This window comes from Paucibacter hankyongi, assembly GCF_037482915.1.
In the GTDB taxonomy this organism is placed as follows: domain Bacteria; phylum Pseudomonadota; class Gammaproteobacteria; order Burkholderiales; family Burkholderiaceae_C; genus Paucibacter_A; species Paucibacter_A hankyongi.
This window is the reverse complement of sequence record NZ_JBBHJX010000010.1, coordinates 59,572-84,244: the sequence shown is the minus strand read 5'-3', so window position 1 is coordinate 84,244 and position 24,673 is coordinate 59,572. Positions and strand designations below refer to the sequence as shown.

The 24,673-nt window shown below is 64.8% G+C and carries 21 protein-coding genes; 4 read left to right on the top strand and 17 right to left on the bottom strand.

Annotated elements, in window-relative coordinates:
* Positions 1-9 precede the first annotated feature (9 nt).
* From WG899_RS15385 to WG899_RS15375, 3 genes are all read left to right on the top strand, one after another.
* The gene (locus WG899_RS15385; protein WP_339596532.1) at positions 10-987 is read left to right on the top strand and encodes a glycosyltransferase family 2 protein; all 978 of its coding nucleotides are present in this window, start codon (positions 10-12) and stop codon (positions 985-987) included.
* 33 nt (positions 988-1,020) lie between these two features.
* Complete coding sequence (locus WG899_RS15380) at positions 1,021-1,542, top strand: serine O-acetyltransferase (RefSeq protein WP_339596531.1); 522 nt, start codon at positions 1,021-1,023, stop codon at positions 1,540-1,542.
* A gap of 218 nt (positions 1,543-1,760) precedes the next feature.
* Complete coding sequence (locus WG899_RS15375; protein WP_339596530.1) at positions 1,761-2,510, top strand: alpha/beta hydrolase; 750 nt, start codon at positions 1,761-1,763, stop codon at positions 2,508-2,510.
* 21 nt (positions 2,511-2,531) lie between these two features.
* Here the strand turns inward: WG899_RS15375 and WG899_RS15370 are convergent, their stop codons facing one another.
* The gene (locus tag WG899_RS15370; RefSeq protein ID WP_339596529.1) at positions 2,532-3,215 is read right to left on the bottom strand and encodes a response regulator transcription factor; all 684 of its coding nucleotides are present in this window, start codon (positions 3,213-3,215) and stop codon (positions 2,532-2,534) included.
* Between the two features lie 124 nt (positions 3,216-3,339).
* On the bottom strand, positions 3,340-4,656 hold the full coding sequence (locus tag WG899_RS15365; RefSeq protein ID WP_339596528.1) for a leucine-rich repeat-containing protein kinase family protein: 1,317 nt from the start codon (positions 4,654-4,656) through the stop codon (positions 3,340-3,342).
* Positions 4,657-4,770: 114 nt separating this feature from the next.
* Here WG899_RS15365 and WG899_RS15360 point away from each other — a divergent pair, with 114 nt between their 5' ends.
* On the top strand, positions 4,771-5,694 hold the full coding sequence (locus WG899_RS15360) for a LysR substrate-binding domain-containing protein (RefSeq protein WP_339596527.1): 924 nt from the start codon (positions 4,771-4,773) through the stop codon (positions 5,692-5,694).
* Here the strand turns inward: WG899_RS15360 and WG899_RS15355 are convergent.
* The 15 genes from WG899_RS15355 to WG899_RS15285 all read right to left on the bottom strand — a co-directional run bounded on the left by WG899_RS15355 (position 5,630) and on the right by WG899_RS15285 (position 24,391).
* Complete coding sequence (locus WG899_RS15355) at positions 5,630-6,589, bottom strand: TolB-like translocation protein (protein WP_339596526.1); 960 nt, start codon at positions 6,587-6,589, stop codon at positions 5,630-5,632. The genes WG899_RS15360 and WG899_RS15355 overlap by 65 nt on opposite strands.
* 151 nt (positions 6,590-6,740) lie before the next feature.
* Positions 6,741-7,127 carry a cupin domain-containing protein gene (locus tag WG899_RS15350; protein WP_339596525.1) on the bottom strand — a complete coding sequence of 129 codons (387 nt, stop codon included), beginning with the start codon at positions 7,125-7,127 and terminating at the stop codon, positions 6,741-6,743.
* Between the two features lie 15 nt (positions 7,128-7,142).
* The gene (locus tag WG899_RS15345) at positions 7,143-9,785 is read right to left on the bottom strand and encodes a TonB-dependent siderophore receptor (RefSeq protein WP_339596524.1); all 2,643 of its coding nucleotides are present in this window, start codon (positions 9,783-9,785) and stop codon (positions 7,143-7,145) included.
* A 174-nt stretch (positions 9,786-9,959) separates the two neighbouring features.
* Positions 9,960-10,976 (bottom strand): glucokinase, encoded by a 1,017-nt coding sequence (gene glk / locus WG899_RS15340; RefSeq protein ID WP_339596523.1) that lies wholly within the window; start codon positions 10,974-10,976, stop codon positions 9,960-9,962.
* 12 nt (positions 10,977-10,988) lie between these two features.
* Positions 10,989-12,152: a Gfo/Idh/MocA family protein gene (locus WG899_RS15335; protein WP_339596522.1), complete on the bottom strand. Its 1,164-nt coding sequence runs from the start codon at positions 12,150-12,152 to the stop codon at positions 10,989-10,991.
* Positions 12,149-13,240: a sugar phosphate isomerase/epimerase family protein gene (locus WG899_RS15330; protein ID WP_339596593.1), complete on the bottom strand. Its 1,092-nt coding sequence runs from the start codon at positions 13,238-13,240 to the stop codon at positions 12,149-12,151. Before WG899_RS15330 ends, WG899_RS15335 begins: the two co-directional genes overlap by 4 nt.
* Before the next feature lie 11 nt (positions 13,241-13,251).
* Positions 13,252-14,319 (bottom strand): LacI family transcriptional regulator, encoded by a 1,068-nt coding sequence (locus WG899_RS15325; protein WP_339596521.1) that lies wholly within the window; start codon positions 14,317-14,319, stop codon positions 13,252-13,254.
* Positions 14,309-16,051: an amylo-alpha-1,6-glucosidase gene (locus tag WG899_RS15320; protein WP_339596520.1), complete on the bottom strand. Its 1,743-nt coding sequence runs from the start codon at positions 16,049-16,051 to the stop codon at positions 14,309-14,311. The genes WG899_RS15325 and WG899_RS15320 overlap by 11 nt, the downstream gene beginning before the upstream one ends.
* Positions 16,052-16,056: 5 nt before the next feature.
* Positions 16,057-16,893 (bottom strand): carbohydrate ABC transporter permease, encoded by an 837-nt coding sequence (locus tag WG899_RS15315; RefSeq protein WP_339596519.1) that lies wholly within the window; start codon positions 16,891-16,893, stop codon positions 16,057-16,059.
* On the bottom strand, positions 16,890-17,906 hold the full coding sequence (locus WG899_RS15310; RefSeq protein ID WP_339596518.1) for a carbohydrate ABC transporter permease: 1,017 nt from the start codon (positions 17,904-17,906) through the stop codon (positions 16,890-16,892). The genes WG899_RS15315 and WG899_RS15310 overlap by 4 nt, the downstream gene beginning before the upstream one ends.
* Positions 17,907-17,938: 32 nt before the next feature.
* Positions 17,939-19,231 (bottom strand): ABC transporter substrate-binding protein, encoded by a 1,293-nt coding sequence (locus WG899_RS15305; protein WP_339596517.1) that lies wholly within the window; start codon positions 19,229-19,231, stop codon positions 17,939-17,941.
* Positions 19,228-20,364, bottom strand: coding sequence for an ABC transporter ATP-binding protein (locus WG899_RS15300; RefSeq protein ID WP_339596516.1), 1,137 nt, complete (start codon positions 20,362-20,364; stop codon positions 19,228-19,230). The genes WG899_RS15305 and WG899_RS15300 overlap by 4 nt, the downstream gene beginning before the upstream one ends.
* Before the next feature lie 39 nt (positions 20,365-20,403).
* Complete coding sequence (locus WG899_RS15295; RefSeq protein WP_339596515.1) at positions 20,404-21,186, bottom strand: sugar phosphate isomerase/epimerase family protein; 783 nt, start codon at positions 21,184-21,186, stop codon at positions 20,404-20,406.
* On the bottom strand, positions 21,183-22,352 hold the full coding sequence (locus WG899_RS15290; protein WP_339596514.1) for a Gfo/Idh/MocA family protein: 1,170 nt from the start codon (positions 22,350-22,352) through the stop codon (positions 21,183-21,185). The genes WG899_RS15295 and WG899_RS15290 overlap by 4 nt, the downstream gene beginning before the upstream one ends.
* A complete protein-coding gene (locus tag WG899_RS15285) occupies positions 22,349-24,391 on the bottom strand; it encodes an aldo/keto reductase (protein ID WP_339596513.1) in 2,043 nt (680 codons plus the stop codon). The genes WG899_RS15290 and WG899_RS15285 overlap by 4 nt, the downstream gene beginning before the upstream one ends.
* Positions 24,392-24,673: the final 282 nt, after the last annotated feature.

The following is a 24,673-nucleotide window of genomic DNA, read 5'->3' as shown; positions in this document are numbered from 1 at the left end:
AGCCCCATCATGTATGCGCTTGAACTTTCGGTTCTTATCGTCAGCTACAACTCTCGGCCGCAGCTGCCGGCGCTACTGAACCTGTTGATGCAGGAGCTGGCACCACTCGACGCCGAGCTGCTGCTGGTGGACAACGCCTCGCATGACGGCAGCGCCGATCTGGTGGCCGAGCAATTCCCGGCGGTGCGGCTGCTGCGCAGCCGGCAAAACCTGGGCTTCGCGGCGGCCAACAACCTGGCCGCTCGCGCCGCACGCGGCCGTATCCTGCTGCTGCTGAACCCCGACGCCCTGCCCGAGCGCGGCGCCATCGCACAGGGTCTGGCCCTGATGCGGCAGCACCCGGAGGTCGGCCTGGCCGGTGCCTGCCTGCGCGATGAACAGGGGCGGCAGCAACCTTCGGGCCGCATGTTTCCCAGCCTGCCCCAGGAGGCCATCGTGCTGAGCGGCCTGGCGGCGCGCTTCCCGCGCTCGCGCTGGTTGGGCTGGCTGGACCGCAGCTGGGCCGACCCGGCGCAGCCGGCGACGGTGGACTGGGTGCCTGGCGCCTTCGCCCTGCTGCGACACCGTCTTTTTGACAGCATCGGTGGCTTCGATGAGCGCTTCTTCCTCTATTACGAGGAGGTGGATTTGTGCCGCCGCATTCAGGCCGCCGGCTACCGCGTGCAGTACTGGCCGCAACTCAAGGTGCAGCACATTGGCGGGGTTTCGGCCCGCACCGTCGCGGGCGCCGCGGTGGCGCGCGCCGGCTCTCAGCTGACGCTCTGGCGGGCCCGCAGCGGCCTGCTCTATTACCGTAAGAACCATGGCCTGCTGAGCGCCTGGTGCGTCAACCGGCTGGAACGCGGCTGGCATGCTTTGCGAGCCTGGCGCGCCAAACGCCGCGGTCAGCTGGCCAGGGCCGAGGAGTCAAGGCTGCAACTCGGCCTCTTGGCACAAGCCTGGCGCGACACGCTGGGCGGCCGTGTCGCGCCGCCACGGCCCTGGTAGCCCCGCACCCAAAGCACTGAGGAGGGCCACACCATGTTCGATCTGCTGCGAGAAGACTTCCAGGCCCACCAGCGCGACCCCTGGCGCCAAGGCGTTTGGGTGTTGGCGGTCTACCGCTTCGGTCGCTGGCGCTACCGCGTTCGGCCGGCCTTGCTGCGCAAGCCGCTGTCCCTGCTCTACAAATTCATGAAGATCGCTGTGCAAGTCTTCAGCGGCATCGATCTGCCCTGCGAAGCGACGGTCGGCCGGCGCCTGGTGATCGAACATTTCGGCGGCATCATCATCAGCGGCGACAGCGTCATCGGCGACGACGTGACGCTCAGACACGGCGTTACGCTGGGCCTGCGGCGTACCGGGGTGTCCGGTGCGCCGGTGATTGGCGATGGTGTCGACATCGGGGCCGGCGCCAAGATCCTCGGTCCGGTGCGAATCGGCAGCGGCGCCGTCATCGGCGCCAATGCGGTGGTGCTTTGCGATGTGCCGGCCGGGGCGCTGGCCGTCGGGATACCGGCCCGCATCAAGCACCGCGCTACGACGCTGCGGGAGGTCGCATGAACATCGGCAGCTTTCTACAAAGGCTGCTTTGGCAACCTTTGGGAGCAGCAACGGACGACCCGCTAGATCTGGGCGATTGAAGCAGCGCAGCCACCGGTGAATGGTCGGTTCCGCGCACCGAAGCGTGAGCCGTCACAATCCAACTCACGTAAATTGAGCCACGCTGTGAAGAGTGCACTCGGCGGCTTAGCCAGCCCCTCAAGCAATCCAGGAGTCCTATGGCAGAAGCAGAAGACTTGTCCATCCTTAGCCGTGAAGCGCCCCCAGCCGATCTGACGCTGGCCTATGGCGAGCACCCGGACCAAGTCGCCGATTTTCGGCGCGGACAATCTGGCGCACAGCGACCGCTGGTGCTCGTCATCCACGGTGGTTTTTGGAAACCCCTATACGACCGCGCACATGCCGGCGTCATGAGTGCCGCCTTGGCCTTGGCCGGTTGGTCGGTGCTGACCCTGGAGTACCGCCGCGTGCCCGGCCAGCCGCAAGCCACATTGGCGGATATCGCCACGGCCATTGAGGCATTGCCGGCTCGGGTGGCCCCGCACAATGGCCAGTTGCTGCTGCTAGGCCATTCGGCCGGCGGCCACTTGGCCTTGTGGGCTGCCGCGACCGCGGCGCTGTCGGCCCAGACTCCCTTGCGCGGCGTCGTGGCGCTCGCGCCCGCGGCCGATTTGCGCCTCGCCCATGCGCTCAAACTGGGTGGCGGTGCGGTGCAGAACTTCTTGGGCACGGAGCCTGAAGCACAGCCCGAGCTGGACCCGATGCGGCTGCCCGCCCCACGGGTCGCGGTGACGATTGTTCAGGGCAGTGACGATGACCAGGTGCCCCCGGCGGTCGCACAGTCCTACTGTGAGGCATTCCCAAACACCCGGCTGATGAGCGTGCCGGGCGCCGGGCATTTCTCCCTCATCGATCCGCTGCAAGCCGCTTGGACTTCGGTCGTGGAGGCGCTGAGTCAGCTGTCTTAAGGCGCGCGCTTCAGCGAGCCATCACTCCGCCATGCGCTCGAAGCGATAGCCGACGCCGTAGACCGGCACCAGCTTCCAGCCCTTGCTGCCGTCCAAGCCAAGCTTTTTGCGCAGACGGCTAATGTGGGTGTCGACGGTGCGGGTGTCGACGTCGGTGTTCAGGCCCCAAATCTTGTTGAGCAAATGGTCGCGCGACAAGAGCTTGCCGGGGTTCTGGAACAGATAGGCCGAGAGGTCGAATTCCTTTTGCGTCATCGCCACCGGCTCGCCGTCCAAGGCCAGCCGTTGGCGCTGAATGTCGATCTCGAAGGCGCCCAGGCGCAGGATGGGCAAGGCGCCGCGCTGCACCCGCCGCGCCAGCGCCGCCACCCGCGCCATCAACTCCAAGGGCTTGGCCGGCTTGACGACATAGTCATCGGCGCCAGCCTGGAGCGCGGTGACCACCGTCTGCTCATCGTCACGCACCGTCAAGACCAGGATGGGCAGCTCCCAGCCCAGATTGGCACGCGTCCACTGCAGCACATCGGCACCGGTGCCGTCGGGCAGCATCCAGTCGATCAGCAGCATGTCGAAATGCTCTTTGGGCAAGGCCTCAATGAAGGCCGCACGGGTGCCATAGCCTTGCACCGTGTGTTGCGCGTCGCGCAACCACAGACTCAACAGCTCCAACTGGTCCGGATCGTCTTCTGCAATGCCGATGTACATGATGTGAACCGCAGCCTGGCCGAGATACACCCAGCTTAAGCGCCTTTGGCCCTTGGATGAGCGTCTATCGAGGCTGCTTTGTGGCCCGAAAGCCGCAGCATGTCACACCGCCTGGCGCCTAGGATCAAACCTGCAGGGCCTTGGCCAGATCGACGAACAGCGGGCGCGCGCCCACATCCTCCTGCACACAGGCCGCCTGCAAACGGCGCAGCGGCGCGAGTTGATCAGCAGCGCTGTCGTCGCAACGGGCCAGCCATTCTTCCAGCAACAAGCCAAAAGCCAGCACCTCGATGCGCTCGATCGCTTCGCGCTCGGCCAAGCCCAAGTCCTCGGGCAAGAGGCTGGCCGCGCCAAAGTCACCAAGCCAGATCTCGCCACGACCGTTCCACATCAGGTTGTGTGCATACAGGTCGCCATGCGAGATGCCGCGGCCATGCAGATACCAAGCCGCATCGACCACGCCCTGCGCCATTGGCAGCAATTGCTCGGCCGTGAAGCGCGTCTCGGGCGGGTAGACATCCCGGGTACAGCTGCTCAGGCTGGGCGGCCCGGCCATCGTGCTGAACTGGCTGTCAATGCGCGGCATCACCAAGCCCTCGGCCCCCATGGGATGGGCGGTCAAGCGACCGCAGGCCGAAATCAGGTGCGGGTGTGGCCCAGCCGCCAAGCTGGCCGCCCATTCGCTGTGCGGCCAACCATCGCTGGTGACCTCGCCCTTGAAAACCTTTAGCGCCAGCTCACGAAGTTCCGGCGCTGCCTTGGGGTCATCGGCCGCATAGATCACGCCCGAGGCGCCCTGCCCCAGCACATCGCCGACCAGCAGCCGCTCCCAAGCAAACTCGCGCAGATCGGCCACATCCAGCACCTCGGCCTCGCGGGCCGCGCCCCAGGGGTTGCCACCGAGGGCCAACCATGCCAGCTTAGGCATTTCCAGCAGCCAAGAAGGTATGCGTTCGAAACGATTGGCCGAGATGCGCAAGAGGCCCAAGTGCCGACACAGCTGCATCGACTCGGGCAAGGCGCTGAGGCGATTGCCGGCCAGCGCGAGCTTTTGCAGATGCGGGCGCTGGCCCAACTCGGCCGGCAATTTGTCGAGTTGGTTGTCCGTCAGGATCAGCCAGCGCAGCCGCGCCGGCAGCGCAGCGGCCGGCAGTTCGGTCAGCTGATTGGCCTTGAAGCCCACCATGCTCAAGGCCGGGCAAGCCCCCACCACCTCGGGCACACGCTCAAAGCGGTTGTCCGAGCAGAACAAGACCTTCAGCTTGTGCAAGCGCGGCAGTTCGTCCGGCAAGCTGCTCAGGCGATTGCCAGACAGGTTCAGCACCTCCAAGCTATCGGCCAGGTCGAACACCTCGGGCGGCAACTCGGTCAAGGCGCAACTCAGATCCAGACGGGTGGCGCCCGCTAATTCGCCGGCGCGCAATTGGGCAAGGGTGTGCATGCGGAAAATCGGTGTCGAAAAACGAAGGTGAGTTCGATTGTCGCTCGCCATTGCGCCGCCCATCCAGCAAGTTCGGACTGAACCGCACCGGCCATTGCAGTAGCATGCCCGCCCATGCGCCGCAATCTTGCCCACCATCTCAATGGCCTGCGATTTTTCGAGGCGGCGGCGCGGCATCTGTCCTTCACCCGCGCTGCTGAGGAGTTATGCGTGACGCAAGCGGCGGTCAGCCATCAGGTGCGAGCACTGGAAGAAGCCCTCTCCCTGCAACTCTTCGAGCGGCGCCCTCGGCAAGTCAACCTCAGCCCGGCGGGTGCGCGCTTGCTGGCGGTCTTGTCCAGCAGTTTTGACCACATCGAGTCGGTACTTGATGAGCTGAAACGCCAAGGCAGTAGCAGTTTGCAACTGGCCGTGACGCCCTCCTTTTCGAGCCGCTGGCTGATGCCGCGTCTGCCGCATTTTTGGGACGCCCACCCCGAGATTGAGCTGCACCTGCACCACACCGCGCAAGCCGATGCACTGGCGCGTGGCGCCGCCGATGCGGCCATCGTCTGGACCCAGGCCAGCCCGGCCAAGCCGGACCGCATCTGGGCGCAGCGCCTGTTCGGCACATCGCTGAGCCCGGTCTGCGCGCCGGGCTTGGCCCGCGCCGATCAGCCCTTGCTGCGCGCCGAGGATCTCTTGAGTTTGCCGCTCTTGCACGAAGACAGTTTTGAAGACTGGCAGCGTTGGATGCAGGCCGCAGGCGTGAGCTGTTCAACGCAGCAACTGCAACGCGGCCCGGTCATCGACGACAGCAACGCGCTGCTGATGGCCGCCATGGGTGGGCGCGGTGTGGCGCTGGGTCGCCTGGCCTTGGTTGAAGACGATCTGCGCAGTGGCCGCCTGATTCAGCCCTTTGCGAACATCACGGTGGAGGCCGACGGTGCTTACTGGCTGATCGCCTCCAGTGCCACCGCCGAACAGCCGCGTTTCAAGGCGCTGGCAGACTTTCTTCGCTCAGAAGCGAAAACGCAAACCGAGAACCATCCGGGCTGACCGCCAAGTTCTTGATCACCCCACCCAAAGGGCGCAGATCGGCAAAGGGCTTGAATTCGCTGCCTGGCCGGCCGTCCCAGCGCAACAAGCGCCCGCCCTGCGGCAGCAGCAGCGAGCCATCCGGCAACCATGCAAAGTAATGGCTTCGAGTCGAGTCCTTTTCGCCCGGCGGCAGCGGCGGCAGATCGACCAAGCGCTGTGGGCGCTCATCATGCAGACCCATCGCCATCAAGACCCATTGCTTCGGATCGCTCTTGTCGACAAAGCTAGCTCGTCGGCCGTCCGGTGTGGGCGCAAAGCCGCTGCCAGGGTGTTCACTTAAAACGACCTGTTTGCCGCTGCGGCGGTCGACCAGCACGGCCCGGTGGGCATTGCGCTCGGGGACCTCATCGACAAGAAACAAAGCCAGTTGCTGCTCGTCAATCCAGGCGTGATAGCCAACCCGTCGCGTCTCAATGAGGGCTTCGACCGCATGCCCATCCCAGCCGAAACGCCAGACCGGAGCGGCCTTGGCTTCCGCACCATAAAACGGGTCAGCGGTCTGCACGCGAATGGCGGAGAAGCCACGGCCATCGGCCAAGGGCGTTGGTGAATACAAGCTCTCTGCGCTGCGGGTCAACGCCGTGGTCTGGCCCTTGGCGAAGTCATAGCGATAGATGTTCGGCGTGCCACTGCGCTGCGACACGTACAGCAGCCCGCTGCCATCGGTCAAAAATGCGGGCTGAAAATTGCTGCCTTTGCCCGGCGTGATGTTGAGCGGAGCGCCGAGCCGGCCGGAAGGCAGCTCCAGCGTCGCCACGTACACGGCGACATTGGGTTCGAGCGCGGCCGCGGGCTTTGCTGCCGGCGCTGGCAAGGGCGAACTGGCACAGGCGCTCAGCAAGCCCACCAACACCAGCGCGCCAAGACGGGTAAGGGCCCGCTGGCCAAGCAACCTAGTTCTACCGGATCGAATCCCAACCATCGCCACCCTCTCTTTCAGCTTTCAATGGCTTGAACCAGAACGAACCGAGGCGGCGGGACCGCCTCGGCCGCCCCCAAGCCCCTCAGCCTTCGTCCTTGAAGCCAAAGGCCCGCTCATGCACATAGACCAGTTTGCAGTCTTGCAGGTACTGGGCATCGTGGATGCGGCCGGCGGCCACATAGCCGGTCTGCCCTTCGCTCAAGGTCAGCGGCGGGCCATCGGCATGCAGGGCGCCAGCCGCATCACGGGTGAAAAACTGGATGCGCATCTGCCCTTGCACCACCACCGTCATGTCATTGCCCGGGTGGCTGTGCGGCGGCTCGCTGCTGCCGGCCTGCCAGCGCTCCAGCATCACCTCGACACCGTCGGGATTGGCGGGTACGCAGGTGCGCACGGTGAAGCCCGCAGGCGCACCGGGTGCTTCGACATGGTGCGACCAGATCGAACTGTCGAGTTGCTGTGTTGTCATGAATACTCCAGTTCTTTAGAAAGCCATGGTCAGTGACAGCTGGGCGTTACGACCCAGGATCGGTCGTGCATAGTAGTAGTCACTGCCGCCCGGCGCTTGCACAAAGCCGGAGCGCGGGTTGCCTTCGGTGAGGCCGATGGTGTTGGTGAGATTTTGCACGCTGGCGTTCAAGGAGAGCTTGGGTGTCAGCTCATAGCGCAGGCTCAAGTCCCAGGTTTGATAGGCCGGCAGCTTGACCGAGTTCGACACATCGGCATAACGCAGGCCCATATGGTGATAGCTCAGGGTCAGCTCGCCCTTGTTGTCATTGAAGTAGACCGTCGGGGCGATGGTGTAGTTCAACTCGGGCGTGCGCTCCGGGCGGTTGCCGTTCCAGCTGGTGGCTTCCTTGCGCAGGTCTTCCAGTTCCTGGCCCGAACCGCGCAGCACGCGCAGATCATTGACGCTGAAGCGCGAGCGCTGCACCACGCCCACGGCATTCAGTTGCAGCCACTTCAGCGGCCGCCAGTTCATCTCGAACTCCAGGCCGTTGGACTTCACGCCTTGCAGCATTTCCACCTGCGAGTCGCCCACCTCGGCGCCATTCGGGTCGCCTTGGAAGTCGGCCTTGTAATAGGTGAAGGTGCCGGTGAAACCACGCGTTTGGTAGCGCAGACCGGCCTCGGCGAACTGGATGCGGGTGACCGGCAAGTCCCCAGTGGCCTGATAGCTCTTGGCATAGCGGCCATAGACGGCCATCTTGTCATTCAGCAGGTAGTTGCCGCCGACCGTCCAGGACGGCTCGCGCCAGTCATTGCGGATGCTTTCGTATTGGCCATTGGTCGGATAGGCCCAGCGGTTGTTGGCGATGATGTTGTCAACATCGCAAGCGGCGTCGCCGAGTTTGTCGACATCGCAGCCGGGCTTGAAGGCGCCGGGGATGGCGGTGTACTCGTTGTAGCCGCTGCGCTGCTCGCGGTACTTGTAATGCTCCATGCGCACACCAGCATCCAGGCGCAGGCGATCGTTCACCTTGTACTCGTTGTTCAGATAGATGGACGTCGAGTTGTTGTGAAAGGTGGAGTTACCGTCGCCCCAGGTGGAGTACTCGCGCACCCCGTTCTCGGTGTAGGCGCCGACCACTTTGCCGGCGGGGTCCAAAGCCACGATGTCCATGCGGCGGGCGTGCGTGCGCACATCGGTGACGAAGCGTGCGGTGGCCGGGCTGCCGTTCGGGCCGATGCGGGTGTCAAAAGCCAAAAGGCCCACCGTCAGGCTGTTGTTGGGCGTGTTCCAGCTCAGCGACAAATCATTCACCGCCTCGCGCTGCGCTTGTTTGTCGGCCTGCAGCACATTGTCGGAGAGCAAGCCGTTGCCGTTCAGCGCATTCAGCTGGGCCGGTGTCGACAAGACTTCGCCGGTGGACACCACGCGGATCGCCGGCGTGCACTGGCCGCCACAAGCGCCCGCAAAGCGGTCCAGCATTTCCTGCACATAGCTGAACTTGCTCGGGTCGAGCCGGTTGACGGCCGGGCGCAAGCTGTTGTTGCTGGAAGAAAAGACTACGCTGGCGGTTACATCGCTGTCGGTGTAGCGGCCTTTGGAGCGCAGCGTCAGCTCCTTGCTCAAGGCTTTCTCAAAGCTGTAGCCAATGGCCGTGGCTTTGACGTGATAGCCCTCACGCGAATCGTTCAGCTGGCTGAAGCTGCCGGGCACCAGCGAGGTGCGCACGTTTTGCACGCCCGAGTCCAGGCCGATCATGGTGCCGTAATTGGCATTGATGCCCGGCAGGCTGCGCGGATTGTCTTTGCCCTGCACCGGAATCGGCAGGTAGAAGGTGTTGTGGTCATCGACCAGCTTGGCGTTGATGCTCCACTCGCCGCCCTCGATCTTCTTGCCCACATGGGCGCGCAAGGTGCCGCCGAAGTTGGCGGTGAACTCGGGGTTGCGCACGCCGTCGTCGCGACGATAGAAGCCCGAGGCCCCGGCAAACCAACCGTCTCCCAGGCCGCCGGCGTAACGCAGGTCAATGCGGCGGGTGCCGTAGTCCGAAGTGGTTAAACGGACGGCGCCCTCTGGCGCGCCCTTGTTGCGGTAGGTGAGGAAGTTGATGGTGGCACCCGCGCCATTGGTGGTCAGGATGGCCGAGGTGCCGCCGCGCACTGCCTCCAGGCGGTCAATGCCAATCTCCTGCTTGACCAGGCCGTCCGCCGTCCAGCTCGGGTAGTAAAACACCGGCAAGCCGTCTTCTTGCAGCTGCACCCAGCGCTGATTGCCGCCCGACATGCCGCGCACCGAGTAGTTGTTCGACATCTCGCCGCCCGAGGCTTCCACATACATGCCGGGAATCAGCTCCATCGCCTCGGCGGTGGAGCGCGGGGCCTTGCGGTCAAGCTCGTCGCGGTCCGCCACGGTCACGGCCACCGAGCTGTCGCGCAGCGTGCGGTTCAGGCCGGTGCTGCCGGTGACGACCACCCGGTCGAGCTGGCTGGCTTCGTCTTTCTTGTCGGCCTTGCTGTCTGCCTTGCTATCTGCCGTCGCAGTTTGCTGCGCCAGCGCGGGCATCAGGCCCAAGCTCAAGAGCGCGGCTATACACACCGCGCTGGGCTGCAGTCGGCGCGGCAGTCGCGCTGCAGGGCTAGAGGAAAAGGTCTGCCCGATCTTGCTTGTCTTGCTCATCATGATCTCCATGTCTCCAGAGGTTTTGCTTTTAGGAAGGAAGGTAGGAACGAGAGAAAAAACGGACGAAAAAAGCCACCCAGCACGCGGCCGGAAATGCGCTGCGCGTTGCGGTTTTGCTTGCTTAAAAACGGTCGCGCCTCGTCCAGGCGCGCCGAAACTAATGTGGCGGCGTCATAGCGCTCGACTCGCACCCAGCAGGGCCGGCGGCTCCTGGCTGGCAATCGCATAACTGGGCACGGCGGCCAAATAGCCCGCCATGCGACCCTTGGCTTCAAAGCGCTCGCGAAAGCGCGAAGCCCGAATCCACTCACGCCCCAGTCGCGGCACGATGCCGCCGCCGATATAGACCCCGGCGCGCGCGCCCAGCGACAGCACCAGGTCGCCGGCCACATCGCCCAAGAAGGCGCCAAAAAGATCCAAGGCCTCTACACACTGCGCGTGGGTAAGAGCCTGCGCGTGTTCGATCACTGCGGCGGGCGTGGTGCCCACGGGTAAGGTGCAAGCATCCAGCTCGCACAAGGCCTCGGCCAGATGCACCAGGCCCGGCCCCGACAAAACCCGCTCGGCCGACACATGGCCAAAGCGCCGCGCCAGCTGTTGCACCAGGCGGTGCTCGCGCTCGCTGTGCGCCGCCAGGCTGACATGGCCGCCCTCGGTTTGTAGCGCCGTCCATTGCCGGTCGCCGGTGGACACCAGGCCCGAAACGCCCAGGCCGGTGCCGGGACCCAGCAAAGCCAGAGTGCCGGCCTGCGCCACCGCAGCCTCGGCCGTGGGCCCGCCGCAATGCCAGAAGTCAGCTTGCGGCAAGGCCGGAATCGCCAGCGCCAAGGCGGTGAAGTCATTCATCACCACCAGTCTTTGCAGATCCAGCTCGCTGCGCAGCGCCTTGGCCGAGAAGCTCCAGTCACGGTTGGTCAGGCAGATCTGGTCCTGCAAGACCGGGGTGGCCACGCCCAAGGCCGCTTGGCTAGGAGGCGCCAGCCCGTCGCGGCCCAAGCCGTTCAGGTAATCCTGTATGCAAGCGGTCAGGCTTGGAAAGTCCGCGCAAGGCATGACCTGCACCCGCTCGATGCGCGCCCCTGCCCCGCCCTGCCAGGCCAGGCGCACATTGCTGCCGCCTACATCGCCGAGCAGGCTGGGACCGGCCTGCGCCACCCCGCGTTGAGGTTTGAAACCAATCTCAATCATTCCTTGATCTCCTCAAGTCGTTTCAACGCGCGTCCAGATGCCACCCGCGCGATGACTGCGCAGTGCCGCGTCCACCAAGAGCAATCCCTCCAGGCCATCGGCCACCTGCGGCAGGCCCAGGCTTTCCGCCGCCGTCGCACGCCCCTGCTGGCGCGCCCGAATGTGCTCGGCGGCCTCACGGTAGAGCTGGGCAAAGGCCTCCAGATAGCCTTCCAGATGGCCGGGCGGCAAGCGGGTGGCGGCGCGCGCCGCAGCGCTGTCGAGGCGGCCGCGTGTCAGGATCTCGCTGCTGCCGCCCTGGCGGCTCAAGCGCAGCTGATTGGGCTGCTCTTGGTCAAACTCCAAACCGCCCTTGCTGCCATAGAGACGCAGACGCAAGGCGTTCTCGCAGCCGCTGGCCACCTGACTGGCCCAGAGGGCGCCGCGTGCGCCGCCGGCAAAGCGCAGCAGCAGCTGGGCGTTGTCATCCAGGCGCCGGCCCGGCACAAAGCTGCTCAGCTCGGCACACACGGACGCGGCACGCAAGCCGCTGACAAATGAGGCCAGCTGATAGGCGTGCGTCCCAATATCGCCGAGCGCCCCGGCCGGCCCAGCCAGGGCCGGGTCGCAGCGCCAACTGGCCTGCTTTTGCCCCTGCTGTTCCAAGGGCTCAGCCAACCAGTCTTGCGCGTACTCCACCTGCACCAAGCGCAGCTCCCCGAGAACTCCGGCGCGAACCAACTCACGCGCATGGCGGACCGCCGGATAGGCGCTGTAGTTGTAAGTCACCGCCAAGAGCCGTTGGCGCGTTTGGGCCAAGGCCGACAGCTCAAGCCCCTCGCGCACCGAGATCGCCAAAGGCTTGTCGCAAATCACATCGATGCCGGCCTGCAAAAAAGCCTGGGCTACCGGCGCGTGCAAATGGTTGGGTGTGACGATGGCCACGACCTCGATGCCGTCGGGCCGGTCCGCCTCAAGCCTGGCCATCTCACGCCAGTCGGCGTAGCAGCGCTCGCTTGCCAAACCCAGAGCGGCACCGCTGGCCGCGCTGCGCTCGGCCGTGCTAGAGAAAGCGCCAGCCACCAGCTCGAACTCACCGTCCAAACGCGCCGCGATGCGGTGCACCGCGCCGATAAAAGCGTCTTGGCCGCCACCCACCATGCCCAGCCGCAAGGGACGTTGATAGCTGGCATTCATGGCTGCGCCTCGCCGGCCACCCCGACCATCGCAGAGCCCAAGCCCAGCAAGGCCCGCAGCTCTTCGCGCGGGCTGCCGTTGCCGGCGAAGTCATCAAAAGCCTTGTCCGCCACGCGGATCAAGTGCCGCTGGATGAAGGCTGCGCCCTCGCGTGCGCCGTCTTCCGGGTGCTTCAGGCAGCATTCCCATTCCAGCACCGCCCAACCGGGGTAGCCATAGCGGGTCAGCTTGGAGAAGATGGCACCGAAGTCGATCTGCCCATCGCCCAGCGAGCGGAAGCGGCCGGCCCGGTCGGCCCATTCGGCATAGCCGCCGTACACGCCCTGCCGGCCATTGGGGCGGAACTCCGCGTCCTTGACGTGGAAGGCGCGGATGCGCGCGTGGTACAGATCGATGAAGGCCAAGTAGTCCAGCTGCTGCAAGAGAAAGTGGCTGGGGTCGTAGAGGATGCAGGCGCGCGGATGCTGATGCACCGCGGCCAAAAAGCGCTCGAAGGTCACCCCGTCGAACAAGTCTTCGCCGGGGTGCAGCTCGTAGCAGACATCGACCCCGGCCTCATCGAAGGCATTGAGGATGGGCGTCCAGCGCCGCGCCAGTTCGGCAAAAGCCTCATCCACCAAGCCGGCGGGACGCGGCGGCCAAGGGTAGAGATAGGGCCAAGCCAGCGCCCCGGAGAAGGTGGCATGCGCCTTCAGGCCCAGCCGCGCCGAGGCCTTGGCCGCCAGCTTCAGCTGCTCGGCCGCCCAGGCTTGGCGTGCGGCCGGCGTGCCGCGCACCGCTGCGGCGGCAAAGCCGTCAAACGGCCGGTCATAAGCCGGGTGCACTGCCAGCAACTGGCCTTGCAGATGGGTGGACAACTCGCTGATCTGCAAGCCCAGCTCGGCCAAGCGGCCGCGCAGGTCGTCGCAATAACTCTGGCTCTTAGCGGCCAAGGCCAAGTCAAACAAACGCGCATCCCAGCTGGGGATCTGCAGCGCCTTGAAACCCAAGCCCGCCGCCCAGAGGGCGATGCTATCCAGGCTGTTGAAGGGCGCGCTATCGCCGGCAAACTGGGCCAGAAAGAGGCCGGGGCCTTGCAGGGTTTTCATCGTGGTTGTCGTCATGGTTTGGAGGCCCTCAAAGGGGCTTGGTCGCTTTGGCGCTCAATCAACTCGGCGCGCTCCAGCACTTGCAAGCGCTCCATCGCTTCGCCGTCCAGGCGGCGCAGCAAGAGACTGCCGAGCTGACGCCCGGCGCGGTGCAGCGAGGCAAAGTAGGTGCTGATGGGCGGCACGAAGAAGGCGCTGATATTGCTGTCGTCGGTGGCCACCACCACCGCCTCGCGGCCCGCCTGCCAACCCAGCTCGGCAAAGGCCGACAAAGCACCCAGGGCGGTGAATTCATTGGCGCAAACAAAGGCCGTGGGGTGCTGTGCGCCTTGCGCCAAGTCCAGCACGATGCGCCGCCCGTCCCCGGCCGACAGGCCGGAGCTGCGCAAAAGCGCGGCGTCAAAGCCCAGGCCCGCCTCGGCCAGCGCACGGCGGTAGCCCTGCTCGCGGTGCTGGGCATACATCAGCTCGGGGCTGGGGTTGAGCATGGCAATGCGGTTGTGGCCCCGCTCAATCAGCCGGCGCGTCGCCTGGTAGGCCATGTCCTCATGGTCGGTGTCATAGCTGGGGTGGGCTTGCGCCAGCTCGCTGCGGCCATAGCTGACGAAAGGAAAGTCCTGCGCCAGCAGGTACTGGATGCGCTCGTCCTGCGGGCGGGTTTGGGTCAAGATCAAACCGTCCACCCGGCGCGATTCGACCAGGGTGCGCAGGCCCTCCAGCGGGTCTACCCCCGGCAGCTGAGGGTGCACCACCAGGCTGTAATAACTGCCCGCCAGTGCGGCATACAGACCCGACACCAAGGCCATATAGCCGCTGTCGCTGAAGTCTTGCTGCGCGTCTTCCACCGGCAAGACGATGCACAAGGTGTAGGTCTTGCCGGTGCGCAGCTTCACCCCGGCCAGATTGACGCTGTAGCCCAGCTCGGCAGCGGCGCGCTTGACGCGCTCGCGGGTCTCGGGTTTGACCTCGGGCGCATCCTTCAAGGCGCGCGACACCGTGCCCAGCGACAAGCCGGTGTGGCGCACCAAGGTCTTCAGGGTGACATTGGCGTTGGCCGTGGCGTCCAAATCATTCGACATCAGCAAGCTCCTGTGCTGCGGCCATCTCTTGCTGTTTGAGCAAACGCTGCCCCAGCAAAAGAAAGACGCTGGAGGTCCAAGTAAAGGCGGGGTCGCGCAGGCCGGCGCCGGTCTGCGCATCAAAGTTCTCGGCCATGCCGCTGCGGGCAGCCATGGCGGTGAAGCGGCGCGCCAACTCGTCGCCCAAGTCGGCGCGACCGCAGCGGTCCATGGCATCGACAAAGAGCAGCATGGTCGGCGCCCAGATGGGGCCGCGCCAATAGCCATCGGCGCGATAGAAAGGGCTTTGCTGCGATTCGGTGGCGAGGCCATGCGGGCTCAAGAAGCGGCCCGGCGCCATCAAGCCTTGCAGCAAGGTTTGGCGCTGCGCCTCGCTCAAGCGTGGGCCCAGGATCAGCGGCAGATAAGCGATCAGGCTGTCGGCGCCGGGCTCGGGTGTCAGGCCACTTTCACACACCGCGATAAAGCGCTCGCCGTCCCAGAGTTGGATCATCAAGCGATCGCACAAGGCATCGGCGCGCTTCAGCCATTGCTGGGCGGCCTCGGGCTTCTGGAGCAAGGTGGCCAGGGCCGCCAGCTCCTCCATTTGCAAAATCAAGAAGCAGCTGAGATCCGGGCTTTGCAGCGGCGTGCCGGGCAAAAAGCTGGTGGCATTGTCCCAACCGGCGTCATTGCCATGGTCGTAGGCGGGCAAGCCGTGCGGAGCTGCGCTGGCCATCCAGCTTTCGACCTGGGCGGCCAGCCAGCCATAGGCTTGGGCGCAGCGCTCGGGCGTCCAGAAACTCGGCGCCATGCGGCGCAGCTGAGCCACAGTCCAGCCATGCACCGGCGGCTTGGTGAAGCGCCAATAGGCAAAGCGGTCGTTCACAAAATCGGGCAGCCGGCCGCTGGTATGTTGGTGTGCAAACAGCAAGGCCAATTGCTGCCAGGCCCGCTCGGGCTGAGCGGCGCCTAGGGCCAGGGCATTGAAGCAATGGTCCCAACTCCAGATATTCGTCATCCAGTTCTTGGACATATACATGGCCGGGTAGGCCAGTTGCCCCTCGGCCGGCACCAGGCAAGACCAGGTGATGTAGGCCGCCAGACGGCGCGCAGCCTGCAGCTCAGGCAAGACCGGTGGGCACTTGAGCAGCCAGTCGGCGAAGTCGGCGGCAGCGCTTTGCTTGGCTTCTTCAAACACCGGGCAATCCAGGCGCTGTGGGGCAACGCGGTACAGATGCAGCGCCGCGCTGAGCCGGCCCTCGGCATCAGGCACCAAGGTGCATTCAATGCGTTCGGCACGCTGGCCTTGCCAGGGCGCGTCCAGCCGCGATGCGCCTTCGGCAAGCGTCACGCGAGCCGAAAGGTCTTGGCTGGCGCAGCTGATGTGCAGGGCATCGGGCAGGCGTTGGGCGTAGTCATAACGTTTCGATTGCAGGGTCAAAGAAAGGCCTATGCCTTGGGCCGACAGCGCCAGGGTGTCAGCGTCAGCGAAAGCCAAAGCCAGCTGACCGGCCGCGCAACTAAAGCTCAGCGCTTCAGGACTCAGGCGCCAAACGCCTTGCAGCGGCTGCCCGGCAGCGTCGATGGGCGTCAGCCGGAACAAGCGACCCAGATCGGTGTGTTCATCGCCACCGCGCAGATTGCGCAGCCAGAAGGAATGCTCTTCGGCCAAGTAAGACACGCACAGCCAGCTCTCGCGCCGCGAGAAGGGCACGCGCTGCGGGTCCATCAGTTCAAACTCGTCGTTCATGCAGATCAACCTTTGACGGCGGCGCTGGTGGCGCCGTCCATGATGTGGCGCTGGGCCAGGAAGAACAGGATCAGCGGCGCCAGGCACAAGAGCACCGTCATCGCGGCAATCGCGGTCACATTGTTCGAATGCAGGCCTTTGAACTGGGCCAGGCCCAGCGGCAAGGTGTAGAGGCTTTGGTCGTTCAAAAAGATCAGCGGGCCGAGGTAGTCGTTCCAGCTGCCCAGGAACTGGAAGGTGCCCACCAGCACCAGGGCCGGCGCCATCAGCGGCAAGTGGATGCGGCAGTAGATCTGCCAGGCGTTGGCGCCGTCCATGCGCGCGGCCTCGTCCAACTCGCGCGGAATGCTCATGATGAACTGGCGCAAGAGGAAGATGAAGAAAGGCGCGGCAAAGAAGTTGGGCACGATCAGCGGCTTGAGCGTGTTGATCCAGCCCAGGGCGTTGAACTCCATGTACAGCGGGATCATGGTCACATCCCAGGGAATCATCATCGAGCCCAGCACCACCATGAAGAGCACGTTGCGGCCCTTGAAGTCAAAGCGCGCAAAGCCGTAAGCAACGAGGCTGGACGAGAAGATCTGGCCCAGGGTAGAGAGCAGCGCCACCCAGACCGAGTTGCGCAAGAACAGCGCGAAAGGCTGAGCCTGCCAGGCTTCGACAAAGTTACTCCAACGCGGCTCCGCCGGCCACCAGACCGGCGGCCAGGCATAGAGCTCGCTCTTGGCCTTCAGCGCAGTGAGCAGCGTCCAGTACAGCGGCGCGGCAAAGGCAAAGCACAGCACCAGCATCAGGCTGTAAAAAGCCAAACGGCGGCTGCGGGTTTGCAGGCTGCTGTTCATGGGCGTGCTCCCTTCTTGCTGGGCTGGCCTTCAGCTTTCACTTCGTTCTCATAAAACACCCAGAGGCTGGAAAAGCGCATCACCGAGGCCGAGAGCAACAAAATCAGCGCAAACATCAGCCAGGACATGGCCGAGGCATAGCCCATATCGAAGTACTTGAAGGCGGTGTCGTAGATGTACATGGCCAGCATATAGGTGGACTTCATCGGCCCGCCACCGGTCAGCAGCAAGGCCATGGTCAGCTGCTGAAAGGCCGCGATCAAGGTGGTGACCAAGTTAAACAAGAGCACCGGCGACAGCAGCGGCAGCGTGATGTGGGTGAACTGTTTGAGCTTGGAGACCCCGCTCATCTCGGCCGCCTCGTACAGCTCCACCGAAATGCCCTTGAGCCCGGCCAGGAACACCAGCATCGTGCCGCCCAAACTCCACAGACTGGCGATCACCACCGCGCTCATGGCCCAGTCCGGGCTGCCCAACCAGTCAACGGCCGGCAGGCCCACGAGCGAGAGCAGATAGTTCAAGAGCCCGTACTCGCGGCTGTAAATCCAGGACCAGATGCTGACCAAGGCCACACCCGAAAGCATGGAAGGCAGATAGAACACGGTGCGGAAAAAGCCCTCACCCCGGCAGCGCCGATTCAGCAGCAGGGCCAGGCCCAGAGCGCCGGCCAAATGGGTGGGCACATAGAACAGCGCGAAACGCGCGGTCACGCCCAGGGCCTCCCAGAAGTCTTCGTCCTGCGTCAGGATGCGCTGGTAGTTCTGCAGGCCCACAAAGCGCTCGCCGCCCATCAAGGGCCAATCAAAGAAGCTGATGTAGAGCGAGTACAGCAGCGGCCCGACGGTGAAGGCCAAGAAACCCAGCACCCAGGGGGCGATGAAGAGATAGGGCAAGACCTGGCCCCAGGCACGCGAACGCCGCGGCGGGGTTTGGGCCTGCTGTACCTGCTGCTTCACCGTATTCATGGGCATCAGCATTTCGCTTTGGGCATCCATATGTTGAGACTTGTGCATGGTCAGCGGTGGTCAGCGGTCTTCAACGGTCTTCAGCGCAGACGCCGCTCGGCCTTGAGGGCGGCGCGGTCCAGAATGGCCCCGCTGTCGCCCTGCTTGCTGAGAAAGACCTCTTGGATGGCGTCGCGCACCACATCTTGCGCACGCATCCAGCGCGGGTTCAGCAAGTGGGCCGGGCTCTCTTTCATGCTCTCGGCCATGGCGTAGAACGGCCGCACCAAGGGGTCTTGGGCCAAGCCCTGCTCGGCCGCCACGCTGAGCAAGACCGGCAGATCATTGCCGCGCAGGCGCACCGCCTCGGCGCTGCTGAAGAACTGAATGAAGTCCCAGGCCAGGTCTTTTTGCTGGCTGCGCTTGGCCATGGCCAGCGCCGAGACGCTGAGCACGCTTTGCGCCGGCCGGCCTTGAAAGCTGGGCAGCCCCACCACGCCAAAGCGCTTGCGGTCTTGCGCCAACTCCAAGCGGAAAGCGCTGCCGTCCAGCAGCATGGCCACCTTGTCGGAGACAAACATCTGGCGCTGATTGCGCCCATCGCCGACACCCAGCGTGGCCACCGTGTCGCTGCGCAAAAGCTCTTGCAGATAGGCAAACATGGCCTTGCTCTCGGGGCTGTTCAGGTGGCCTTGCACGCTGACGCCATCGGCCCCCAGCATGCGGCCGCCGGCGCTCCAGAGATAGCTCTGGAAGTCATAGGGATCGGGGTTCACATCCAGACCAAAGCCATAGGCCTTGGCGGCCGGATTGCGCAGGCGCTGCGCCATCGCACGCAGATCCTCCCAGCGCCAACTCTCTTGCGGATAGGCCAGGCCGGCGCGGTCCAGCATGTCTTTGTTGTAGTAGATGACCTGAGCGGTGAAGCCGGCCGGCACGCCGTAGATGCGCGACTGCTTCTGCTCCGCATCCCAGACGGTGGAGAAGCGCCACAAGCCGGGCACGAAGTCGCCCTTGTCGATGCGTGCATCGCGGGCCAGGTAGGCGTCCAGCGGCTCCAGCACCCGCTGGTACTGCGGGAAGTTCCACATATACATAACATCGGGCGGATTGCCGGCGCCAAAAGCGGCCGAGAGCTTTTGGTTGTAGCCGCCGCCATAGGCCTCCACCTGCACCTTGACGCCGGGATGACGGGCCTCAAACGCGGCGGCAATACGCTGCTGAATCAAGAGGCTTTCGCTGCCGTCCCAGGTGGCAAAGCGCAAGACGCGTGGCGCCGGCGCAGTCTGCTCAGGGCTGGCGCCAGCACTCGCCCACCAGGCGCCCGCACCGAGCAGGCCCAGCACGGCCAGAATGCCCAGCTTTGCGCGTTGGGAGCGAAGGATGGGCTTCATTGCGCCAAGGCCTTTTCCACCGCCGCGCTCAAGCGCCGTGGCAAGGCGCGGCCCTCGGCCGCAAACACATGGAGATGCTCCAGCTCCAGGCTCAGGCCCAGCAGCTCGCCGCGCTGCACCAGCTGCGATCCGTCGACGCAGACCGTCAGCATTTCGCCCGAGGGCAGCTTCAGATGCACCATGCTTTGCGCGCCGAGTCGCTCCACCGACTGCACCTCGGCGCTGAGCTGCGCCGCTGCATCGTCCAGCGCCAGCAGGCGGATGTGCTCGGGGCGAATGCCCAAGGTCAGCGGAGCGCCTTGAGGGGCCAGCTCGGCCAGAGCCAAGGTCGAAAGCCGGGCCTCGGCCAGGGCGCCGGGAACACACAGCTGCAAAAGACCATCTTGCACGCCCGAAGATTCGGCCGCCAAAAAGTTCATGCGCGGCGTGCCGATGAAGCCGGCCACGAATAGATCGGCCGGCCGGTGGTACAGCTCCAGCGGCCGGCCCACCTGGGCGATGCGGCCTTGGTTCAAGACCACCACCTTGTCGGCCAGGGTCATCGCCTCCACCTGATCGTGGGTGACGTAAATCATCGTGGCCTGCAATTGCTGGTGCAGCCGGGCCAGCTCGGCGCGGGTGTTCTCGCGCAGGGCAGCGTCCAAGTTGGAGAGCGGCTCGTCGAACAAAAACACCCGGGGGTTGCGCACAATGGCGCGGCCAATCGCGACCCGCTGCCGCTGCCCGCCCGAGAGCTGCTTGGGCTTGCGCTCCAGCAAAGCTTCCAGTTGCAACATGCGCGCCGCCTCGGCAATGCGGGCCTCGATCTCACCCTTGGAAAAGCGCCGCAGCGAGAGGCCAAAGGACAGGTTCTTGCGCACCGTCATGTGCGGATAGAGCGCGTAGTTCTGGAACACCATGGCCAGGTCGCGCTCGGCCGGGGCCACTTCGTTCATGCGCTCGCCGCCAATCAAAAGCTCACCGCCCTGCACCGCCTCCAGGCCGGCGATACAACGCAAAAGCGTGGACTTGCCACAGCCCGAGGGGCCGAGAAAGCAGACGAACTCCCGGTCGGCGATGTCCAGATCGATGCCTTTGAGCACATCGACCGGTCCGTAACTCTTGCGCAAGCCGCGCAGCGATAGATCAGCCATGGTGAGGTGGGGGCTCCTGTTTGCTCAACTCAATCCGGATCAGTTCAACAAGGTACGCAGATAAGCCTGCCCTGCCGCCGCCGTGCGGGCCGGCTGGCTGGGCTGGTCATGCTCGACGATGAAGGTGCTGAGCACCTGACGCAGCCAGGGCAGCCAGGCCGGCCAGTCCAAGCGCCCCTCGCCCAGCGTGGCCCAGCCCTGCTCCAACTCAGCTATTTCAGCGCCCGGCTTGGCCAGGTCTTTCACATGCACCGACTGGAGTCGCTCGGCATAGCGCTGCAGCCAAGGCAGAGGCAACTCACCGGCCCGCGCCACCCAGGCCACATCGGGCTGCCAACGCAGAGCCGGTGCGGCCTCCAACACCGTTTCAAGCACCGTGCGGCCGTCTTCAGCCAGCCGCTCAAACTCGAAGGCATGGTTGTGATAGGCCAGCGTGATGCCTTGCGACTGCAAGCTCAGCGCATGGCTTTGCAGCGTCGCGGCCAGCGCCAGCCAGCCCTCGCGGGTCGTCGGCCGCTCGGCCTCGTCCAACCAGGGCATCACCAGCTGGCTGCAGCCGCTGCTCTTCAAGACCGCGAGCACCTCGTCCATGCGCTCGGCCAGATCGCTCATCTCCACATGCATGGAAGCCAGGCTCAGGCCGGAGTCGCGCAGCGTGGCAACAAAGGTCTCTGAACTCAAACCGTGCAAGGCTTCGCTCTCAACCCAGGCAAAGCCGGCTTGGCTAGCCACTTGCAGGCGAGCGGCCAAGTCGCCGGCGCTGCGCACCGTGTAGAGCTGCAGCGCAATGCGCGGCGCATTCACAGTCATAGGGTTCGTCATGCGCTTTGCTCCTGGCCCGCAGGCTTGGTCTGGAAATGCAGGCTTTCCGCAAAGCCGGGGTTGACGGGGTCAGGTCTTGCGCAACGGGTGCGCAGCGAGACCGGCGCCTTTTTCTCGGCGGCGCGCAGCACCGCATCCATGGCCTCCAGCACATGCAAGGCCATCTCGCCATTGGCCCGGTGCTGGCGGCCGCTGCGCAAGGCCTCGGCCATATCGGCCACGCCCAGGCCGCGATGCCGGCCGGTGAAGACTTGCGGCGTCTGCGACTGCCAGTCGCCATCGGCCTCGCAGCTCTCCAGCGCCCCGCCGAACTGATTCGGATCGGGCAGCACCAGGCTGCCGCGCTCGCCGTACAGCTCGATATGGCTGCTCTTGTGCTTCCAGACATCAAAGCTGGTGCTCAGCGTGATGAAGGCGCCCTGCTCAAACTCTAGGCCGGCCACCAGATGGGTGGGCGTCTCCACCTGAATGCTCTCGCCCTGGCGCGGGCCACGCGGAATCTGCCGGATCGGCCAGCTGGTGTGAGCCATGCCATTGACGCGGGTGATGGGGCCCAGCATCTGCACCAGCTGGGTCAGGTAATAGACGCCCATGTCCATCAAGGGGCCGGCGCCTGGACGGTAGAAGAAAGCGGGGTTGGGATGCCAGTCATCCGGGCCGCGCTCCATCATGGTGGCCTGACCGGCCACGATGCGGCCGAGCTGTCCACCATCCACCAGGGTGCGCGCCAGCTGGCCGGCGCCGCCCAAAAAGGTGTCGGGCGCACAGCCGATGCGCAAGCCTTGCGCGCTGGCCAACTCCATCAAGGCCGCGCCATCGGCGAAGCTGCCAGCCAGCGGCTTCTCGGTATAGAGATGCTTGCCGGCCTTGAGCACCGCCTCGCCGACCGCGCGGTGCGCTTGCGGCGGGGTCAGGTTGATGACGATTTGAGCCTCGCCCGCTAACAACTCATCCACGCTGAAGGCGGGCACACCCAGGGCTTGAGACTGCGCGGCGGCCGACTCGGGGCGCGCATCGGCCACGCCGACCAGTCGCAAATTGCCAAACTGCGCCAGACCCGCCACATAGGCCGGGAAGATGTCGCCGGCGCCGATGATGGCCACCGGTGTTGCTGCTGCCTGCATGGCCTTGCCCTCGGGCTTGAGATGGAGATCGTTCATCTTCATGCCGGCGATCCTTGCTCGGCCAGGTCCAGCCAGGCCATTTCTTCGGCCGTCAAATGCACGGTCAATCCGCGCATGGAGCTGGCGGTTTCGGCAATCGAACGTGGCCCGATCAGGCTGAAGGCGGGGAAGCGTTGTCCCAGCACCCAGGCCAGGGCGATATTGATGGCCTGCACGCCCTTCTCGGCCGCCAGCTTCTGGGCACGTGCGCGGCGCTCAAAGTTGGCGGCGCTGTACCAGCAGCGCACCAGCTCTTCGTCCTCGCGCAGATCCGGGCCAGCCCGGTCGGTGAAGAAGCCGCGCGCTTGCGAAGACCAGGCAAACAAAGCCAGACCCTGCTCAGCCAGCAGCTGGCGCGAAGCCGGGTCTCCCGCCGACACACAGCCGCGCCAGATGGGCGCTTGCATGCGCGCCAAACTGAGCTGGTTGTTCAGCAAGGAGAAGCCTTGCAAGCCCTTGGAAGCCGCATAAGCGTTCGCCGCCATCACCCGCTCAAGTGACCAGTTAGAGCCGCCAAAGGCCTGGAAGCGGCCGAGGCTGCGTTGCTCGTTCAGCACCTCGACAAACTCGGCCACCGGCACCTCGGGGTTGTCGCGGTGCAGGATGTAGAGGTCGGCATGGTCGGTTTGCAGGCGCTCCAGGCTCTCGGCCAGTTCACGGCGCATGCCCTCAGGCGTGCAGTTGGGGGTGTGTGCACCCTTGGCGATCAGCACGATTTCGTCGCGGATGCCGCGGGCCTTCAACCACTGGCCGAGGATGGCCTCGCTGTGGCCGCCTTCAAAGTCATAGACCCAGGCGGTGTCAAAAGTGTTGCCGCCGCGCTCGATGTAATCATCAAACAGGGCTGCGGCATGCGGCAAGGTCTCTTGGTTGTCCACGCCCATGATCAGGCGCGACACCTGCTTGCCCTCCAGGCCTGGCACATGGCCATAAGTCATCAGCGCATCGGCGCGGCGCGCAATCGGCAAGCCGGCCAAGCTCAGGCGCCCTTGCATGGCGGCCTCGGCTTCTTTGGGGTAGCTCAGGCCAATCGCCTGCCGCCAGCGATCCATCACCGCCAGATTACCCAGCGAATCGGCTGGGCTCATGGCGGGGTGCGGCACCGCGCCGGCCTGCACTGCTTGGGCAAAGACATCGGCCTCGTAGGCATAGAGCCCACGGTCGGTGCTGATCGTCCAGGTCTGGGCCAAGGCTTCATCTACATAAAGTTCGATACGGCTCTCGCCCGCCTCGGCGCCCGCGCCGTACCAGGGCTTGGGCACGACCAAGGCGCCCTTGCTGCCACCGATGCGCAGCGACTCTTCTTGCTCGAAGCGCACGGCGGTGCTGAGTTGCGCCACGATATTGCCGGGGAAGCGCAAGGTCGCTGTCGCCCATTCATCAACTGGGCCGCTGGCGCTTTGGTACAGCTGACCCATGGCCTGCAACTCGGTCGGCTCGGCAAAGGGCAAGTTCCGCGCCACACCAGCGATCAGCCGCGCCATCGACACGGGGTAGCAACCCACATCCAGAATGCCGCCGCCAGCCAGCGAAGCCTCCCAGGTGCGAGAGCCGGCTCGAGGCGTGGAGCTGTAGCAAAAAGACGCCTGGATGTGCCGAAGCTCGCCAATCGTGCCGGCACGCAGCAGCTCCAGCAGCTTGGCCGTTTGCGGCAGGCAGCGGTACATGAAGGCTTCCATCAGCACGCGCCCGGCGCGCTCGGCCTCGTCGTAAGCAATCATGGCTTCGGCATGATTGAGGCCCAGCGGCTTCTCGCACAGCACATGTTTGCCGGCGCGCAAGGCCTGCACCGTCCAATGCAAATGCTCGGTGTGCGGCAGGCCGATATAGACCGCCTGCACCGCCGGATCGGCCAGCAAGGCTTGGTAGGAGGCATGGGCTTTGGGCGGGCAAGCTGGCGTACCGTGTTGCTCGGCAAAGGCCTGCGCCTTGACCGCATCCCGGCTGGCCACCGCCACCAAAGCGCCACTGTCGGTCTGCTTCAGACCCGCCGCGAAAGCGCCCGAGATGTTCCCGGCGCCGATGATTCCCCAGTTGAGCATGATGTGTAAATTGAAACGTTATGATTTACGAACAAAGTAAATATATTTTCGGCATGCAATTCAGAACAGGGGGAGAAACCCGCTGTGACTGGAGGCATGGCCCCTGAGCCCGAACACCTCTTGCAAAACGACCAAGAACGAGCAATCGCCCTGGGTCACGGGGGTGCGGTTGAGCGAGGTAAAGGAGGAGCCGCGAGCAAAGCGAGCGGCGGGGGACAGGAGCGAGACCGTGCCCCCGTGATCCAGGGTCCAGCGGACCGAACTACTGGAATCGCCAAGAGA